The 14,715-nt window shown below is 56.7% G+C and carries 21 protein-coding genes, 1 tRNA gene, 1 rRNA gene and 7 pseudogenes; 11 read left to right on the top strand and 19 right to left on the bottom strand.

Annotation, left to right across the window (positions count from 1 at the left end; translation table 11 throughout):
* Positions 1-3: 3 nt before the first annotated feature.
* From JCM13583_RS11550 to JCM13583_RS00450, 7 genes and pseudogenes are all read right to left on the bottom strand, one after another.
* Positions 4-153, bottom strand: coding sequence for a hypothetical protein (locus JCM13583_RS11550; RefSeq protein WP_162509094.1), 150 nt, complete (start codon positions 151-153; stop codon positions 4-6).
* Positions 117-659 (bottom strand): annotated as a pseudogene (locus tag JCM13583_RS11545) (DNA-directed RNA polymerase subunit B); the annotation flags it as partial. The pseudogene JCM13583_RS11545 and the gene JCM13583_RS11550, both read right to left, overlap by 37 nt.
* Complete coding sequence (locus JCM13583_RS11540; RefSeq protein WP_162509092.1) at positions 574-918, bottom strand: hypothetical protein; 345 nt, start codon at positions 916-918, stop codon at positions 574-576. The gene JCM13583_RS11540 and the pseudogene JCM13583_RS11545, both read right to left, overlap by 86 nt.
* Positions 918-1,727 carry a hypothetical protein gene (locus JCM13583_RS11535; RefSeq protein ID WP_171823303.1) on the bottom strand — a complete coding sequence of 270 codons (810 nt, stop codon included), beginning with the start codon at positions 1,725-1,727 and terminating at the stop codon, positions 918-920. Before JCM13583_RS11535 ends, JCM13583_RS11540 begins: the two co-directional genes overlap by 1 nt.
* The gene (locus JCM13583_RS11530; RefSeq protein WP_162509090.1) at positions 1,711-2,115 is read right to left on the bottom strand and encodes a hypothetical protein; all 405 of its coding nucleotides are present in this window, start codon (positions 2,113-2,115) and stop codon (positions 1,711-1,713) included. Before JCM13583_RS11530 ends, JCM13583_RS11535 begins: the two co-directional genes overlap by 17 nt.
* The gene (locus JCM13583_RS00455) at positions 2,112-2,375 is read right to left on the bottom strand and encodes a DNA-directed RNA polymerase subunit H (RefSeq protein ID WP_075056274.1); all 264 of its coding nucleotides are present in this window, start codon (positions 2,373-2,375) and stop codon (positions 2,112-2,114) included. Before JCM13583_RS00455 ends, JCM13583_RS11530 begins: the two co-directional genes overlap by 4 nt.
* 20 nt (positions 2,376-2,395) lie before the next feature.
* A tRNA-Lys gene (locus JCM13583_RS00450) sits at positions 2,396-2,470 on the bottom strand.
* A gap of 107 nt (positions 2,471-2,577) precedes the next feature.
* Between JCM13583_RS00450 and JCM13583_RS00445 the strand changes: the two genes are divergently transcribed.
* The 6 genes and pseudogenes from JCM13583_RS00445 to JCM13583_RS11515 all read left to right on the top strand — a co-directional run bounded on the left by JCM13583_RS00445 (position 2,578) and on the right by JCM13583_RS11515 (position 5,847).
* Complete coding sequence (locus tag JCM13583_RS00445; protein WP_075056273.1) at positions 2,578-3,216, top strand: dihydrodipicolinate synthase family protein; 639 nt, start codon at positions 2,578-2,580, stop codon at positions 3,214-3,216.
* 44 nt (positions 3,217-3,260) lie between these two features.
* Positions 3,261-3,464 (top strand): hypothetical protein, encoded by a 204-nt coding sequence (locus tag JCM13583_RS00440; protein ID WP_075056272.1) that lies wholly within the window; start codon positions 3,261-3,263, stop codon positions 3,462-3,464.
* Positions 3,461-4,489: pseudogene (locus JCM13583_RS00435) on the top strand (S-methyl-5-thioribose-1-phosphate isomerase). Before JCM13583_RS00440 ends, JCM13583_RS00435 begins: the two are co-directional and overlap by 4 nt.
* 166 nt (positions 4,490-4,655) lie before the next feature.
* Positions 4,656-4,979 (top strand): hypothetical protein, encoded by a 324-nt coding sequence (locus JCM13583_RS11525; protein WP_162509089.1) that lies wholly within the window; start codon positions 4,656-4,658, stop codon positions 4,977-4,979.
* Complete coding sequence (locus tag JCM13583_RS11520; protein ID WP_162509088.1) at positions 4,961-5,158, top strand: hypothetical protein; 198 nt, start codon at positions 4,961-4,963, stop codon at positions 5,156-5,158. Before JCM13583_RS11525 ends, JCM13583_RS11520 begins: the two co-directional genes overlap by 19 nt.
* Before the next feature lie 2 nt (positions 5,159-5,160).
* Positions 5,161-5,847 carry a hypothetical protein gene (locus JCM13583_RS11515; RefSeq protein ID WP_162509087.1) on the top strand — a complete coding sequence of 229 codons (687 nt, stop codon included), beginning with the start codon at positions 5,161-5,163 and terminating at the stop codon, positions 5,845-5,847.
* A gap of 99 nt (positions 5,848-5,946) precedes the next feature.
* On the opposite strand, the gene rrf is transcribed toward JCM13583_RS11515, so the two are convergent.
* Positions 5,947-6,070 (bottom strand): 5S ribosomal RNA (gene rrf / locus JCM13583_RS00425).
* A 166-nt stretch (positions 6,071-6,236) separates the two neighbouring features.
* Between rrf and JCM13583_RS00420 the strand changes: the two genes are divergently transcribed.
* From JCM13583_RS00420 to JCM13583_RS00405, 4 genes are all read left to right on the top strand, one after another.
* Positions 6,237-7,097, top strand: coding sequence for a trehalose-6-phosphate synthase (locus JCM13583_RS00420; protein ID WP_075056271.1), 861 nt, complete (start codon positions 6,237-6,239; stop codon positions 7,095-7,097).
* Positions 7,088-7,270: a trehalose-6-phosphate synthase gene (locus JCM13583_RS00415; RefSeq protein WP_075056270.1), complete on the top strand. Its 183-nt coding sequence runs from the start codon at positions 7,088-7,090 to the stop codon at positions 7,268-7,270. The genes JCM13583_RS00420 and JCM13583_RS00415 overlap by 10 nt, the downstream gene beginning before the upstream one ends.
* Before the next feature lie 42 nt (positions 7,271-7,312).
* Positions 7,313-7,834, top strand: coding sequence for a trehalose-6-phosphate synthase (locus tag JCM13583_RS00410; protein WP_075056269.1), 522 nt, complete (start codon positions 7,313-7,315; stop codon positions 7,832-7,834).
* A 75-nt stretch (positions 7,835-7,909) separates the two neighbouring features.
* The gene (locus JCM13583_RS00405; protein WP_075056268.1) at positions 7,910-8,344 is read left to right on the top strand and encodes a hypothetical protein; all 435 of its coding nucleotides are present in this window, start codon (positions 7,910-7,912) and stop codon (positions 8,342-8,344) included.
* A 5-nt stretch (positions 8,345-8,349) separates the two neighbouring features.
* On the opposite strand, the pseudogene JCM13583_RS00400 reads toward JCM13583_RS00405, so the two are convergent.
* From JCM13583_RS00400 to JCM13583_RS00345, 11 genes and pseudogenes are all read right to left on the bottom strand, one after another.
* Positions 8,350-9,126 (bottom strand): annotated as a pseudogene (locus JCM13583_RS00400) (hypothetical protein); the annotation flags it as partial.
* A gap of 33 nt (positions 9,127-9,159) precedes the next feature.
* Positions 9,160-10,260, bottom strand: a pseudogene (locus tag JCM13583_RS00395) (DNA topoisomerase IV subunit A).
* The gene (locus tag JCM13583_RS00390; RefSeq protein WP_075056266.1) at positions 10,257-10,454 is read right to left on the bottom strand and encodes a hypothetical protein; all 198 of its coding nucleotides are present in this window, start codon (positions 10,452-10,454) and stop codon (positions 10,257-10,259) included. The pseudogene JCM13583_RS00395 and the gene JCM13583_RS00390 overlap by 4 nt, the downstream one beginning before the upstream one ends.
* Complete coding sequence (locus JCM13583_RS00385; RefSeq protein ID WP_075056265.1) at positions 10,451-10,714, bottom strand: hypothetical protein; 264 nt, start codon at positions 10,712-10,714, stop codon at positions 10,451-10,453. The genes JCM13583_RS00390 and JCM13583_RS00385 overlap by 4 nt, the downstream gene beginning before the upstream one ends.
* Before the next feature lie 30 nt (positions 10,715-10,744).
* A complete protein-coding gene (locus JCM13583_RS11510) occupies positions 10,745-11,203 on the bottom strand; it encodes a hypothetical protein (RefSeq protein WP_162509086.1) in 459 nt (152 codons plus the stop codon).
* Between the two features lie 314 nt (positions 11,204-11,517).
* On the bottom strand, positions 11,518-12,105 hold the full coding sequence (locus tag JCM13583_RS00370) for an ATP-binding protein (RefSeq protein ID WP_075056263.1): 588 nt from the start codon (positions 12,103-12,105) through the stop codon (positions 11,518-11,520).
* 15 nt (positions 12,106-12,120) lie between these two features.
* A pseudogene (locus JCM13583_RS00365) lies at positions 12,121-12,893 on the bottom strand (proteasome assembly chaperone family protein).
* Entirely contained in the window at positions 12,868-13,053 is a 186-nt protein-coding gene (locus JCM13583_RS00360; RefSeq protein WP_075056462.1) for a hypothetical protein, read from the bottom strand. Before JCM13583_RS00360 ends, JCM13583_RS00365 begins: the two are co-directional and overlap by 26 nt.
* Positions 13,050-13,816 (bottom strand): annotated as a pseudogene (locus JCM13583_RS00355) (translation initiation factor IF-2 subunit alpha). The gene JCM13583_RS00360 and the pseudogene JCM13583_RS00355 overlap by 4 nt, the downstream one beginning before the upstream one ends.
* 1 nt (position 13,817) lies before the next feature.
* Positions 13,818-14,015, bottom strand: a complete 198-nt coding sequence (locus JCM13583_RS00350) for a 30S ribosomal protein S27e (RefSeq protein ID WP_075056262.1) — start codon at positions 14,013-14,015, stop codon at positions 13,818-13,820.
* A pseudogene (locus tag JCM13583_RS00345) lies at positions 14,016-14,301 on the bottom strand (50S ribosomal protein L44e). It lies immediately after the preceding gene.
* A gap of 162 nt (positions 14,302-14,463) precedes the next feature.
* Between JCM13583_RS00345 and JCM13583_RS00340 the strand changes: the two are divergent.
* Positions 14,464-14,715, top strand: coding sequence for a small nuclear ribonucleoprotein (locus JCM13583_RS00340; protein WP_075056461.1), 252 nt, complete (start codon positions 14,464-14,466; stop codon positions 14,713-14,715).

Genomic DNA, 14,715 nt, shown 5'->3' with positions numbered 1-14,715 from the left:
GCGTTACCTTGTCGCCGCTGCTGCTGGGCTCGCCTGGATCCACCAGTCCACCTTGCCACGGTACAGGTACTCACCGCATGACGGGCACTTCTCAGGCACGTCATAAGCATAGACCGCTATGTATAGGTTCTCTTCCTCCTCCGCATCGACCATTCCAGGGCGCCCTTCCTCGTTATGTCCTTTATCGAGTACTCGCCTGTCTCAAGGCGCTTCAGCATGGTCGAATCGATGACTGTGTTTCCGTTCCTGAGGACGAGCAGGGGGGGCCTCCTGATCCTGCCCCTGTCGCAGTTCACTATGACCTCCCTCGTGCCAGGGTCCCACCTCACGTTGACCTCATCGGAGATCCTGCCCTTCCTCCTCTCCTCCCTTATCCTGTTGGTGAGACCCTCTGGGTCATCGTGGTAGCCAACGAGGTCACCGTTCAGGTACACCCTGCCTGCGTTCGGGTTCTCCTCCATGACCTCCTTCACATCGAGGGAGCGCAGGAACTCGAGGACAGACTGGGGGTCGACGCCCTCGGTCACGTTGATTATGAGGGCAGCGTTCTTGACCAGGCCGCAGTTCTGGCCCTCAGGCGTCTCGTTGGGGCATATCCTGCCCCCCCACTGTGTCGGGTGGAGGTCCCTGGCCTCGAAGTGCGGCTGCGAACGCGTGAGGGGGCGATATTATCCTCCTCAGGTGGCTTATGGTGCTCACGTTGGAGACCCTGTCCAGAAGCTGTGAAACCCCCCCTGTCCTGCCGCCGATCCAGTTCCCCCCCGTGGCCATGGCGTGCTGGAGCTTTTGCGTTAGCAGATCCTGCCTCACGGAAGGCTTTAGCCTTATCTGCGACTTCTTCCTGTTGTATGTCCTCTCCAGCTGGTACTTGAGGTCCTTCATGACAGCCTGGAAGGCATTCCTGAACAGCTCATCCATCAGTCTCCGGCCAGCTTGACCCTCTTATTCGACAGGTGGTCCTTGTCATCCTCCTTCCTTATGCCCAGGTGCAGCTCGAGCAGGGACCTCGCCATCCTGCCCAGGTATATCGCCTTCTTGAGCCTGTCCTCCGGCGAGTCGCCCAGGTGCGGGAGGAGGTTCTTGTCCAGCATCTGCGCAACCCTCTTCTCCCTGAACTCCTTGGCCTGGCCGGCCGCGAACCTCTTCTCCAGGTAGTTTATGGCGTCCTCCTGGTTGTTCACGCCGTTTGGGGGGGGCAGGTTCTTCGGGTTCCTGGCCTCCTCAAGGTTCGCGTATATTATGGGCTCCATCTCCGGCACTGACGCAATGGCGTTGTGCACGTCCACATCCCTCTCCAGGCCAAGGGCCTTCATCAGGATCACGAGGGGGATCGTACCTGCCACGCTGGGAATCGTGACGTTGATAATGCCGTCACTGCCCCCCCTCTCCATGGATGTCAGTGCCCTGTACCCGCCCTGCTGTGAGAATACCTTTGCCACCTCGACCTTGGTGTCGTACTTCTCCTCGTACTCCACCATTATCTTGTTTGGCGCAAGGTCCTCCAGCGACACTATGACCCTCTCTGAACCGCCGATTATGAAGTAACCGCCCGGGTCATCCGGGTCCTCGCCAACATACTGTAGTTTCTCCGTCCTTGTGGCGTTCACCGGCCCGTTGTTCTTCTCTATATACTGGTCGAGGTTGGTGCCGTAGAGCGTGCATATCTTTGACCTGACCATCACAGGTATGTCCCCCCCAATCTTGAGCGTCTCAGGCTCCTTCTCCACGCCGTCCTCGACGATCCTGAGCTTCAGTATGACGGGGGGCCACGTAGTTCAGGCCCCTGAGCCTCGCTTCATTCGGCGTTATCTGGTTCGAGGCACCGGAGGCCTCCTTGATCTCTGGCTTCTCAACCCATATTGTCTGTTCCCCAACGGGCCTGCCGTTCTCCCTGATCCTGCCGAAGTAGATCCTTATGTCCCTTCCGCCGGTCTTGCTGGGGGGGTCGAGGACGATCACGCCTGGCTCATCCTCATCGGTAACCTTTGTCTCGTCCACAATGGCCTGCATGCCGTTGTCCGGGTCTCCCCTCTCGGCGTAGAAGTGGTTCATCGATTCGATCTGATGGTTGACTACACTCTCCCTTTTGAAGAAAACATCCACTAGCTCCCTCATCTGAAAACCTCACTCGTTACAACCCTGTAATATACAGCATATCCAGTGGTTGGGCTCTTCCTGATTATCTTAATGACCCTACCTTCCTCAATAGGGCCATTTATCTCCTCCAAAGCCAGCACCGCTGGATCACTCCTGCTTATCTTTGGCAAGAGTTCTTTTGATATCCCTAACTCCTTTAAAACCTTATCCTCTTCCTCCGGGCTGAGCAGGTGGTGCTCTGGCACCAGCTCGTGTTTGAGCACGTTGAACTTCGCCATTTCCTCATCCCCCCCTCCTGCGGGCCCGGGGGGGGTTTGAACCCCCGACCACCTGGTTAAAAGCCAGATGCTCTACCTAGCTGAGCTACGGGCCCCCCCTTGAGCTGCGGTGACGTTGATTATTAGACCCAATATAAACGTTCCGAGATCTTCTGCGTCCGCACGCAAACCGTAAATAGCAGCCAGGGGGGGATTGAGACGCATGGCAAAGGCTATGGTCGCCGCCGTGACCCCGTTCAGGAACGGCAGCCTGGACAGGGAGGCGGCATCTAGGCTCGTTGAGTTTGCCAGGGCCATGGGCTTTGACGGCCTCTTCTTCGGCTCCTCCACCGGCTGGTCTGCGGCCCTGAGCAGGAAGCAGCACATGGAGCTCATGGAATTCGCTGCCAGCCAGGGCGGTGTAGAGGTCCTTGCAGGCATTTCCAGGAACAACGTGGATGAGACCCTGGAGATGGGTAGGTTCGTTTCTGACCTGGGCATCAGAAGGGCGGTCCTGGTCACGCCATACTACCATAGGTACAGCCAGGCCTCCATGTTCCGCTACTTCTCACTCATATCCTCCTCGCTGGATCTCGATGTTTACCTCTACGACAACCCCCCCGCCCTTACAGGGACATCACTTTCCCTGGAGACCGTGAGAAGGCTCCATGAGGAGTGCAGCAACGTGGTGGGCATCAAGGACAGTTCGGGGGGGAGCGTAAAAAGGATCGCTGAACTTGCAGGCCTTGGCATCAGCGTCTTCCAGGGCAAGGACAGCGTGCTCCTCGAATCCATAGAGGCTGGTGCAGAGGGGGGGGCATATGCTCCACGGCGAACTTCACCAACCTCACAGCAGTCATAGTACACGGGGGGGAGAAAGAAGAGGCAAGGGAGGCCCAGGAGAGGGTGAAGAGGGTCGTGGAGGTCATATCGAAGTATGAGGTGCCTGTGATCCACAACTACCTCTTCAGAAGGATCGTGCTTGGAGAGGCCGAACCTTCCAGCTACACGGTTGAGCCATTCCAGGAGATCCACCCCTCCCCGGAGCTGGAGGAGGTGGAGAGGGAGTGCAGATCATTTTTTAAGAGAAGGAGGTATGCAGAGGTATGAAGGTAGCAATAGAGGGCGAGGTCAGGACTCTCGTTGCAGTGTGGTTTGAGGACAACGTTGTCAAGATCATCGACCAGAGGAAGATACCGGAGAGCGTTGAGGTCTTCAAGGCAAGGAATTCCGACGACATAGCCTTCGCAATAAAGGACATGGTTGTAAGGGGGGCACCGGCCATAGGAGTGACCGCGGCATATGGCCTCGCCTGGCAAAGATGAACGGAGAGGACATGGAGAGCGCGGTAAGGAAGATAGGCTCAACCAGGCCAACAGCCTACGACCTCTTCAAGGCCATACGCTACATGAAGGAGAACAACTACGACATGAACGCTGCCAGGAGGTACGCGAACGAGATATCCGGCAGGTGCAGGAAGATAGGCGAGTACGGGAACGAGCTCATACCGGAGAACGGGAAGATACTGACACACTGCAATGCAGGGGCCCTGGCCGTCCTTGACTGGGGGGACTGCGCTTGCCCCGATCAGGTTTGCAAAGATGGAGGGCAAGAACCCGTTCGTGTTCGTGGATGAGACGAGGCCGAGGCTTCAGGGTGCCAGACTGACCGCGTGGGAGCTGGCCCAGGAGGGCATAGACCACGCAATAATAGCGGATAACGCCGCCGGTTTTTACATGAGGAGGGGGGGCGAGGTGGACCTTGTAATAGTGGGTGCTGACAGGATAGCCTCCAACGGGGGGGACTTCGCAAACAAGATCGGCACATATGAGAAGGCTGTGCTGGCAAAGGAGAACGGGATACCATTCTACGTGGCAGCCCCCGGGAGCACGTTTGACTTCTCCCTGAAAAGCGGGGGGGATGAGATACCCATAGAGGAGAGGGACGAGAACGAGGTCCTCTTCGTTAACGGTAAGAGGCTAGGCCCAGAGGAGAGCAGGGCAAAGAACCCGGCCTTCGACGTGACACCTGCGAAGTACGTCACCGGCTTCATAACAGAATACGGCATATACAAGCCCAGCGAACTATCACAGATGAAGGCCAAGATAGAGAGGGACCTGTTCATGAGGGTGTGAGGCCCTGGGCCTCCACAAGTTTCCCCCCCTGCTTCACGGGCCAAGAACGTAAAAACCTGCTTTTCCAAGGGCCTTAAGCCTGAATCCCCTATACTCCCGCACGGTGTGCTGAAAGCCCGTGTGGCGGCCCCGGTTGCGCTCCCGAGGCATGGGGGGGGTAGGGGGGGTGCAATCAAAGTTTATAGAGACGTTGGGATACGCTGACGTGGCTCAGGAGAAACAGATAACACCGTGGGAGGTCCAGGGGGGGGAGCTCACGGACACTGATTACCAGAAGGTCGCAAGGGAGTTCGGCGCGAAGATCATCGATCCAGAACTGACGGAGATGATAAGGAGCGCCGCTGGCGAGGTACATCCCTACATCACAAACGGGACCTTCTTCGCACATAGGGACCTCGACATGCTGCTCAGCGACTACCGGAGTGGAAAGCGCTTCTACCTCTACACCGGCAGGGGGGGCCATCAGGCAAGATGCACCTTGGCCACCTAATACCGTTCATATTCACAAAGTGGCTGCAGGACAGGTTCGGAGCTGACCTCCTCATCCAGATAACTGATGACGAGAAGTTCCTCTTCAGAGACCTGGAGATGGAGGACATAAGGAAGTACACTGAGGAGAACATACTGGACATCCTTTCCCTCGCTTCAGGCCCGAGAACACGCACATAATAGTGGACAGTGAGCAGGCAGGGATACTGTACAACCAGGCCATCCGGGTCGCCAGGCACATAAACGTCTCTCTGGCCAGGGATGTCTTCGGCTTTTCTGACAGCGACAACGTTGGCAAGTTCTTCTTCACATCCATGCAGGCGGTCCCGGCCTTCCTGATCCCGGCACTCACAGGGAGGGACGAGAGGTGCCTCATACCATACGCCATCGACCAGGACCCCCACTTCCTTGTGGCCAGGGACGTGCTGCCGAAGATAGGCTACAGGAAGCCATCCTCAATCATCTCAAAGTTCATGCCTGCACTCAAGGGCTCCGGCAAGATGTCCTCCTCGGATCCGAACTCGGGCATCTACCTGGACGACGACCCCCAAGACCGTGAGGAAGAAGATGATGAAATACGCATTCTCTGGGGGGGCAGGGCCACGGCAGAAGAGCAGAGGAAGTTCGGTGCGGTGCCGGAAATAGACTTCGCCTACAACATATATAAACTGCTTGAGCCGGACCAGGGGGGGAAGGTGAGGAAAGTCTACGAGGAGTACAGGAGAGGGGGGGCACTGCTCAGCGGAGAGATGAAGCAGATAGCGACGGACAAGATAAACGAGTTCCTCGAGGAGCTCAGGGCCAGGAGGGAAGAGGTCAGGAGTGAGGTGGACGCTTACAGGTTTTCAATTGACAAGGTAATGCGCTGACAGAAGGCAATAAACCTGCCTTCAACCTCACTCTTTAATAGTCATCCACGGCAATGTCCTGTTGCTAGGAGACACCGGCACATCGAGAAACTTTCAGAAGCATGACAGCGAGCCGCGCTTCCCGTCCCCCCCTCGCGGAAGACAGTACAACGCGGCACACAGCGGCCTTTACCTTCGGGTTCGGAATGAGACCGGGTGTGACACCGCTGTTATGGCCGTCACGACCACTGAATATGGAATCTGTATAAAATTGTTTCGCACTCGACCTGCAGGCAGTTCGAACTGGCGGTTTCCCATGGCCTCCAGGGCAACAAGAGGCCTCCGGGAAAGTGTGGCTTGCGTCCTTGCCGCATCTATCACTATTTTATATTGAATAAGCATAATGACATGTGAGCTACCTTATAGTCACAAGCCGCTGCCCCCCCATCACACATGAACAGTCAAAGGGAAAGGAGACTGTGAAAGAGAACGTTGGGGGGGGAGTGGCCACGGCCCTCAGGAAGCTCATGCAGAGGGAGGGTGGCGTCTGGGTCTGCTGGGGGGGAGACGGCAACCTGGACAGCAACTATGAGGTCGAGGACCTCGGCAAGTACAAGATAGTGAGGGTCATACTCAACAGAACGGAGAAGGAGGGCTTCTACGACGAGTACTCGAACGGCACACTCTGGCCACTCTTCCACTACTTCAGGGACAGGATAAAGATGTCCCACAGCGCGTTCAAGGCTTACAGGGCAGTCAATGAGAAGTTCGCCGAGAAGATAAGCAAGTACATCGAAAACGATATGATCGTGTGGATACACGACTACCAGCTTACCCTGGTCCCCGGCATGCTCAGGGAAAAGGGCATAGAGAACGTGATTGTGTTCACCTGGCACATACCATGGGTGGCTGGTGAGTTCTTCGCCATACTGCCAGAGAGCGCCCAGATGATAAGGAGCATCGCCTCCAGCGACCTGGTAACCTTCCACACTGAGGTCTACCTGAAGAACTTCCTCAACTCCTACAGGATGCTGGTGGGCGACAGCAGTGAACTCGAGAAGAAGCTCATGGCCCTTCCCCCCCTGGGCATTGACGACGCGTATTACAGGATGAGGCGCGGGAAGAAGATGAAGAGGGAGCTGCTGGAGGGAAAGAAGATCATATTCTCCATAGACCGCCTGGACTACACGAAGGGCCTCACCAACAGGGTCCTGGCCATAGAGAACCTGCTCAAGCGCTACCCGGAGTACGTCGCAGGTTCGTGTACGTGATGATCGTGACGCCGAGCAGGATCACTGTGCCGGAATATGCCATGATGAAAAGGGAGCTGGAGATGACCATAGGTAGGGTCAACGGTGAGTTCGGCTCGATCTCCTGGTTCCCGATAATATACATGTACAGGAAGATAAGCGACAGGGCTTGTTTCCTATTACAGGAGTGCTGACGTTGCCCTCATTACCCCCCACTCATCGATGGCCTCAACCTGGTGAGCAAGGAGTTCGTCGCTGCGTCTCACAGTGGCGTCCTGATAATATCGAAGTTCGCTGGTTCGGCCTACGACCTCAAAGACGCACTGATAGTGAACCCGAACGACATAGACCAGGTCGCGGATTCCATAGTGGCAGCCTTCAGGATGACTAAGGAGGAGATAATGAGAAGACTCGAGAACATGAAGAGAGAGGTCAGTGAGCACAACCTCTTCTGGTGGACGGCACAGATAAGCAGGGTGGCAGAGCACATCATGGGTGAGAGGAGTGCAGAGCGCAACCAGGGGGGGAGATCAGGTACAGCTGAGATACTGGAACAGATGGGGGGGCCAGGCGACCAGGTGTTCCTTGACTACGATGGCACCCTGGTTCCGATATCCAGCGACCCAACATCGTGCTTTGCAGACAGAGAACTGCTGTCCATCCTCGACGGCCTAGGCGAGGAATATGACATGTACATTGTGACGGGCAGGAGTGCCGAGGACATGAGGAGGTTCCTGCCCCCCCCAGGTACAGGGTGATAGCGCTCCACGGGGGCACTTCTCCTCACCAGTGAGGGGGGATGTCCCCCCCTCATACCAGATTACAGCAGGTACGTGGAGATCTGCAACTCCATCGCCCTCAGGAAGAACGAGATAAGGGAGATGTTCCATGGCGCCAGGCTCTACAACAAGGTGGGCGGCATAACTGTGAACACATGGCTCATGGACACGGCTACCAGGGGGGGACGGCTGGAGGATTTCATGCGCTCGCTTGCCGAGGAGAGCGGCATGGAACTCTACTTGGGCAAACAGGTGGTTGAGCTCCGTATCCCTGGAGTGAACAAGGGAGACGCCATAAGGAAGTTCAGGAAACATGGCAGGAAGGCCCTGATCGCCGGTGACGACATCACCGACGAGGAGGCGTTCATCAAGAACTCTGACGCCCTGACAGTCAAGGTCGGGCCGGGGGGGGAGACTTCCGCAAGGTACAGGGTCTCGGATTACATGGAGATGAGGTCGCTGCTCAGGGAGCTCATAAGGAGGTCATAGCCCATTTATGTTGTATAGGTCACGCCTCCTGTCCTCGAACGGGTCACCCTCTCCCCCCTGGCAACCCTCAGCAGGTCGAGGTCTATGTCCACATGTATTACGCACTCGTCCTGGCCTGCGTCGGATATGACCTGGCCCAGGGGGGGCGATATGACGCACGAGTGGCCGTAAAATTGGCCCCCCCCAGCGTTGTCTGATGCTATCACGAAGCAGGAGTTTTCCACGGCCCTGGTGCGGAGTATCGGGAACCACATCTCCGAGATGTCCGTGACAGATGACCACGCGGCCTGGACAACGAGTACCTCGGAGCCCAGGAGAGTGAGGTACCTGGCCTGCTCAGGGTACAGGATGTCCTCGCCCTTCAGTATCCCTATGTTCAGCTCGCCCACGTAGAAGGGCTCTATGGGTGCGTACCCCCCCTTCTCGAACACCCGCCTTTCCTGCGGGCCACTCCTGGCGTTCAGGTGCACCTTCTGGTACTTCCTCTCCACCAGCCCCCCCAGCTCCGTGACTACTGTTGAGGTGTTGAAGGGCCTCAGCGACCCGAAGTTCGATTCCACAATGCTGACCACCAGGTTCGTTGAGTACTTCCTGGCAGATTCGACCATCCTCTCCATGAACGGGCCGGAGATGGCCTCGGCCTCTCTGTTCACCCTTTCCGGGTTTTCGAAGTCTGGCATGAGCATCTGGTATTCAGGGAAGACCACAAGGTCCGTGGAACCAGGCCTGACAGTATCGAATGCCCTGAGGCACTTCTCAAGGTTCTCCTCCTTCGAGGCTGAGGGGGGGACATCTGGACAATCTCCACGCTGAACCTATGCATGCAGGTCACCACCACTGGAGCCGAGCTTCTCGGGCAGGTATGTGTCCGTCACGTAGTCAAGCCCGTACTTCGCAAGTGCCTGCTGTTCCGCCTTCCTGTTGATGGACAGCATTGTCTCGATCTCCTGCCTCCAGAACTCTGTCTGGAACCTGGGATCGGAGAGTTCCGCGTGCAGTGCCGCAATGTCTTTCTCGTTCAGCTTGTCGGTGGGCAGGTCGTAGTTAAGTATGTCAGACGCTGTTACGCCGACGAACTCCGCAGTGGGAACAGCAAGGTACTCCGAGATGTGGGCGGTCTTTATTGCACCGTATGCTATGGATGCATATATTCTAAACGACCACGGGTCCCCCGTCCGTGAATACGTAGATAGGCAGGTGCATCTCCTCATTCAGCCTCTTGAGTAGCCTCCTTGTGCTCCTTGCCGGCTGCCCCTTGAGGTGCACTATTATCGCCCTGAACTTCTCATCGAAGCCATTTTCAACGAGCCTGTCGAACATACCACCGGTCTCCACGGCAAGCACTAGGTCTGCATCAGCGTCCTTCAGGACCAGGTTGTCCCTCTCCACGTTATATGGTATCGCGTACCCGCCCTCACCCACATCGTCCTTGCAGTTTATCTTCTTCATCTGCCCCCCCTTCCTGTTCCTCTCGAGCACAGTAAGGTTCCCTATGACGCTGGCTCCGTTCTCCTCAGGCCTCAGCTTCATGTCCTCGCGCAGCAGGCCAAGGAGGATCTCCAGGTCCTCTGCCATCATGTTCGACTCGTCCTGGGTGGCGAACTTCCCCGTGCCCCCCCAGCCCTCGGAAATGTAGTACATTTCCCTGAGCGTTGAAGACTTGTTGGCCGAGAGCATCTCCTCGATGAAGTCCATGACGTAAAGGGCCTTGACCAGGTACCCTGCGCCGTCCGTTGTCTGGGCCCCCCCCTCACCACCTTTGATGTGCCGTATTTCCACACGGAGGCAAGTGGGTCGAAGACAATGTTATCCTTAGTCCTGGCCGGAACTTCCAGGTATGGCACTTCACCGCTGACTACCTGCTGGTATATGGATTCCGCGAGGCTCCTTATCCTGGCGCTGACCTCATCCTTCATGCTCGCCCACCACCAGGCCCCCCCAGTCTCCGGGCAGCGGGTCGGCACCCCAGTACCTGCTCCTCGCTGAGCCCCCCCCTGTAGAATACCGAGATGTTCTGTGCCTCGGTGCCGAGGTGGAACTCCGCCTCCTCTCCGGGGGCAAGGCTCAGGTGCCCGAGGTGCCTGTCCTCTCTCGCCGCTCCCCCCCTCACCCTTGCGAAAACGTCGAACTCCCTCTCCTTGCCGGAGAGTTGATGACCCTGAGTGTCCCGTTCCTTCCAAGGCTGAAGAGGACGACCCTGGCGACCCTTACAAGGAGGGGCCTTATGTCTGGCTCATCCCTCCCTGCTATCTTGGCCGCCTTCCTGGCTATTTCCGGGATCAGCTCGCTAACAAGCTGGAACCTCTCCTTGTTCTTCTCCCTCCTCTTCCTCCTCTGCAGGTGGAGCTTCAGCTGCCTGCCCGCAGACATGAGGCACTCCTTATCTCCTGGACTATCGGGTCAACGGGGGGGGCTATTGCTTCCTTCGACTCCGACGAGTAAGGCAGCCTTATACCACACACGTGGACCAGGATTATTGCTGGCCCGAACGGGATGCCCTGTCCGTTCCTCTGCTCGAGGCCGTATGGCCTCCAGTCCACAGACTGCACGGCCTGCGTTATGGCGCACGAGCCCGGCTGGTAAAGCAGCGGTACCTTGTTGGCGTACCTCACCACCTGCACCTGTTCCATGGGGGTTCAGGGCACCGCCGTATACCATGCCCACCTCCACCTGGAACGGCATGCCGTTGTAGACGGATGGCTTTCTGACGATGGGCTCCGCGTAGAACGAGGGCTCCAGGTCGCCGTACACTGCCCTGAGGCCCAGCTTTATGAATTCCCCCCCGCCCAGTGGTGAGAGCACGTCAGTCCTTGGCGGGGGGGAGGTCGGCCCCCCCTCTGCCACTTCCCTGATCTTCATCGCCTCGGCGGGCGTGATGGACTGCGGCTCCCTCTTGGATCTATGCCTGCTCTCGACAGTACCGATTGAGCCACGTCCTCGCTCATCCTCCCGAAAGTGTCTGTGAGGAAGTGCAGCATGTCATTCGAGGGTGAGGCCTGCGCGAGCTGCCTTATCTCGCCTGCCTCCAGGCCCCCCCTCAGGTATGGCTTGCTCTGCTTCGGCGGGGGCAGGGGGCCACTCCTGTTGACCTGTGGAAGACGTACACCTTTCCATCTGGGTCCCTGAACCTCATTTCCATGTGTGGGTTAGCTACCGCGGTCTGCCTCACGTACTCAAGGACAGACTGTCTGCCGGTCTGGTACCTTCCCCCCCTCAGGGGGCATGCTCACCACTGTGCCGTGCTCAAAACCCACTATTACCGGTTTCTCAGAGTGTATGTCCGCCCTGTTCCTGGCCACGTCGATGCCCATCACGACCTCATAGCCAACGTCTTCGTCCTCCGTCTTCGACACTATCCGTGAAGGCTGCCCTGTGCTTATCTGCCCGTACAGCACTGCGGCGGTTATCCCGATACCCTGCTGACCCCCCCTGGACTGCCTGAACGAGTGGAACCTCGAACCGTAGAGAAGGCGGCCGAAAACCTCAGGAATGAAGCGCCTCTTTATCCCGGGCCCGTTGTCTGCAACAGTCACCGTGAAGACATCCCCGCCCTGCCTATCAATGGAAATGGATATTTCAGGGAGGATGGAAAACTCCTCGCACGCGTCCAGGGAGTTGTCCAGCGCCTCCTTGACTGCCATGAAGAGGGCCTTCTGGGGGGGAGAATCGAACCCCCCCAGGATGTGCCTGTTCTTCTCAAAGAACTCGCTTATCGATGCCTCCCTGTACCTGCCCTCGTCCCTCGGGGCCTGGGGGGGCAAAGGAACCACCCTGCCTCATCCGAAGTAGCCCAGGTCCTCCTTCTGCTGGACCTTATTCTGTATGTCTTCCTGCATCTTCTCCGTTATCTGCTCTATCTCCCTGCTCCTCTCCTCTATCTCTGACATGTCGACGTCTATGTTGAGTATCCTGCACAGCGCCCTCAGTACCTCCCTGGCCCCCTTCGGGTCCGCAAAGTAGCCGGAGGTCTCGCCCATGAGGCATGCTCCTCTTATCGAGTACACTTCCTTGGCCAGGCCGAGTATAACGCCAGCTGACCCAACTATGCCACCACCGGGCTCGCCCTTAGGAAAGACAACACCCCCCCTTCTTCAGGGGTTCCACTATGTCCTCATCCGTGACAGCACCTAGCACCCTCGGGGGGGCCTCGACTATCTTGCCAGTGCTGTAGCCGCCCAGGGTATAGATCATGTTGACGCGCAGCTCCTTCGCAATGTCAAGTATGGCGCCGGAGAGCTCGTACTGCCCCCTCCTGAGTCGTGCCCTGGAAGTCGCCCACAAGCACCAGGAGGTCGAACTTCCTTGGGATCTTCTTGTGGTAGATGGAGTTCCTCACAAGCCTCACAACGCTGTCATCGCCTATGAACACCTGAGGCGGGAAGTACTGCGAGAATATGTCTATTATCTTCTCCATCCCCCCCAGTGTCTCCACCAGGTAATCGGCCGCTATCTTGCCCACGTTGCCGATACCTGGGAGGCCACTCACGAGGATTGACTTTGAGATCTTTGGTTTCTTGTAATATTTAATTTCTATCCTGTTCAGCACCATCGGACACCAACTCCCTCAACCTGTACCTCTGGAACCTGTCCTTCTCCGAGTACCTCGGGGGGGGCAGGGCCATCATGGTCAGGCCACCACACTGCGGGCAGTTCTCGCGCATCGTGTATGCACCGCACCTGGGGGGGCACTTGCGTATCAGGGACTTCATTTCGACTGGAACCTTGTGAACTCAAGGGATACGTTGTATTTCCTTGCATTTTCCTGCAGAATCTGCACCGTGTTTTTCAATACATCCTCAGCTGACTTATAATCTTTCTCAATCACTGTGAGCCTGTACCTGGCCCCCCCGGCATACTGTATGTTCACCTTCTGGCTGAGCACGGCACAAGCACTTTCTTGATGTCCTCAACTCCCCTGGACGACAGGGAGTATGCCTCCACATAGCCGCCTATCTTTACGTAAGGTACAGTTATGTTTTCCTTTGCCACCTTCAGAAATACTTCCTTCCAGTCCCCATCCACGTCTGGAAGCCATTCCTCCGATGCCGCAGCGTCCTCAAAGGCAGCATGGAGGTTTCCATACCTCTCAACCAGGTCGTCTGCGAACTCAGTGTAGCACTGCTCAACACTCTTTCCCAACTGCTGGGCCACAATTTCGAGGAGCTTTTCAGCCTTCTGCTCGTTCTTCCATTCCTGGATCTTCTCACGTTTCTGGTGCTCGTTGACCCTCTTGAGGGAGAGGTCCACATAGCCCCCCCTGGTCTGGTCAACGTTAAGCACCTTGCATACGGTCCTCTGACCCTCCCTCAGGTAGTCCTTGATGTGCCTTACCCACCCTGTGGCCACCTCAGCTATGTGGATGAAGCCCTCCTTGCCCTTGTACTCGTCGAGCTCCACCTTTGCGCCGAAGTTCTTGACCTCCTTTATCGTAACAACGACGAGGTCACCGACCTCAGGCAGGTCCTTCCTCATTTTACCTCCTCAACAACATCTGAGGCAACCGCTGTGGATCCCCCCCCGTGGGAACCGCCAGCGTTGAGCCGCATATGGAGCACACCACCTTGGAAGAGACCTTGGAATACGTGATCTGCTCGTTACCGCAGTCCTTGCACTTAACCTTTATGAACTTATTGCCGGCGAACTTAATCTTTTTGAACTTAGCATCGGCCATTTACTGCGCCTCCAGCAGCTCGAACTTCTTTGCCCTCTGTGTGGGCCTGGTTATGGCCTTACCGCACTCCTCACACCTGAACCTCAGGGACAGCCTCTTGGTTGGCTTTTCCCTGCCCTCGAACCTTGGCCTGGGGGAAACCTCCGTAACCTGAGGTGACCCTCCTGAACCTCCTCTGTCCTGCCTTAAATTCACTTGCCTTCTTTTTCCTTACCCTTTCCACCTCGTGCATCGTGTGCTTCTTGCAGTAAGGACAGTACATCTTGATGCTCTTTGGCATTTTCAAACAGACCACATCTCCTGATCTTGAGTGTGCCTCAGGGTTATGTCTGCTCTCAATATAAGTTTTCGGAGTCTCCTTTCAGGGGGGGCCAGGCCTTCTCTGTTACCTGTAAGCCTGCGAATTCAACATAATTATATACGGAACCGGTATTACCACGTGAAGTTCATGGCGAAGAACACCGGAAACATAGTGAAGCCCATGGATGTTCTGAGGAACTCCATAGACAAGAACGTCCTGGTGGACGTTAAGGGAAACAGGGGGGGGTACTCTGGCATACTGGAAGGATACGACATCTACATGAACCTAGTGATCAGGAATGCCGGTGAGATTATAGGCGGAGAGAACAAGGGAGTTTATGAGAGGGTGCTGGTGAGAGGGGATAACGTGATCTTTGTCTCACCATCAAAGGGTGATTGA

Origin of the sequence: Thermogymnomonas acidicola JCM 13583 (assembly GCF_001316105.1) — an archaeon.
Classification (GTDB): Archaea; Thermoplasmatota; Thermoplasmata; order Thermoplasmatales; family Thermoplasmataceae; genus Thermogymnomonas; species Thermogymnomonas acidicola.
Note: the sequence above shows the minus strand (reverse complement) of the source record. Positions and strands in the feature narration are given on the sequence as shown.

What these genes read in the sequence shown, in the direction of transcription:
- JCM13583_RS11520 (WP_162509088.1), top strand. Translation starts at nt 4,961, where the DNA reads ATGCACCTTGGCCACCTAATACCGTTCATATTCACAAAGTGGCTGCAG.
- JCM13583_RS00360 (WP_075056462.1), bottom strand. Translation starts at nt 13,053, where the DNA reads ATGAAGTCCCTGATACGCAAGTGCCCCCCCAGGTGCGGTGCATACACG.
- JCM13583_RS00350 (WP_075056262.1), bottom strand. Translation starts at nt 14,015, where the DNA reads ATGGCCGATGCTAAGTTCAAAAAGATTAAGTTCGCCGGCAATAAGTTC.
- JCM13583_RS11510 (WP_162509086.1), bottom strand. Translation starts at nt 11,203, where the DNA reads ATGAAGATCAGGGAAGTGGCAGAGGGGGGGCCGACCTCCCCCCCGCCA.
- JCM13583_RS00445 (WP_075056273.1), top strand. Translation starts at nt 2,578, where the DNA reads ATGGCAAAGGCTATGGTCGCCGCCGTGACCCCGTTCAGGAACGGCAGC.
- JCM13583_RS11540 (WP_162509092.1), bottom strand. Translation starts at nt 918, where the DNA reads ATGGATGAGCTGTTCAGGAATGCCTTCCAGGCTGTCATGAAGGACCTC.
- JCM13583_RS00340 (WP_075056461.1), top strand. Translation starts at nt 14,464, where the DNA reads ATGGCGAAGAACACCGGAAACATAGTGAAGCCCATGGATGTTCTGAGG.
- JCM13583_RS11550 (WP_162509094.1), bottom strand. Translation starts at nt 153, where the DNA reads ATGGTCGATGCGGAGGAGGAAGAGAACCTATACATAGCGGTCTATGCT.
- JCM13583_RS00455 (WP_075056274.1), bottom strand. Translation starts at nt 2,375, where the DNA reads ATGGCGAAGTTCAACGTGCTCAAACACGAGCTGGTGCCAGAGCACCAC.
- JCM13583_RS11530 (WP_162509090.1), bottom strand. Translation starts at nt 2,115, where the DNA reads ATGAGGGAGCTAGTGGATGTTTTCTTCAAAAGGGAGAGTGTAGTCAAC.
- JCM13583_RS00385 (WP_075056265.1), bottom strand. Translation starts at nt 10,714, where the DNA reads ATGTCTGCGGGCAGGCAGCTGAAGCTCCACCTGCAGAGGAGGAAGAGG.